The sequence below is a fragment of the Streptomyces actuosus genome (assembly GCF_016921115.1).
Taxonomy (GTDB): domain Bacteria; phylum Actinomycetota; class Actinomycetes; order Streptomycetales; family Streptomycetaceae; genus Streptomyces; species Streptomyces actuosus_A.
On sequence record NZ_JAFFZS010000208.1, the window covers coordinates 1 to 448 of the forward strand.

Annotated in this window: 1 protein-coding gene; it reads left to right on the forward strand. The window is 48.4% G+C overall.

Annotated elements, in window-relative coordinates; translation table 11 throughout:
• Positions 1–5: 5 nt before the first annotated feature.
• Positions 6–448, forward strand: a 443-nt coding sequence (locus tag JS756_RS39120) for an alpha-hydroxy-acid oxidizing protein (RefSeq protein WP_240204887.1), incomplete at its 3' end; no start/stop codon positions are given.

A 448-nucleotide genomic window follows, 5' to 3' on the forward strand; every position in this document is an offset into this window, starting at 1 on the left:
ATCCAATGGTCGAACGGTCACCAGAGGAAGTTCAGTCCCAGTCGCACGATGATGGATTTAACTCCTTCAATTCAGATTCCCACTCCTGGGCTAGGGAAATCCCATGGCTGCGAAGTGTGACCAAGATGGAGATCTGGATTAAGGGAGTCCTTAGCCCGGAAGACGTTGAGACCGCGGTTGAATATGGTTGTGATGGTGTAATCATCAGCAATCATGGGGGTAGGCAGTTGGATGAAACACCGGCTACCATTGACATGCTTCCAGCTTGTTCAAAAACTGCACGAGGCCGGATCAGAATCCACATTGATGGTGGTATAAGGTCTGGAGTTGATATCTTCAAAGCATTGGCTTTGGGGGCTGAATGTTGCTGGATTGGTCGTCCTATGCTTTGGGGATTAGCGGTAGGTTACCTGCACTTTCAAGGTTTCAACTTCGACGCTGATAATAT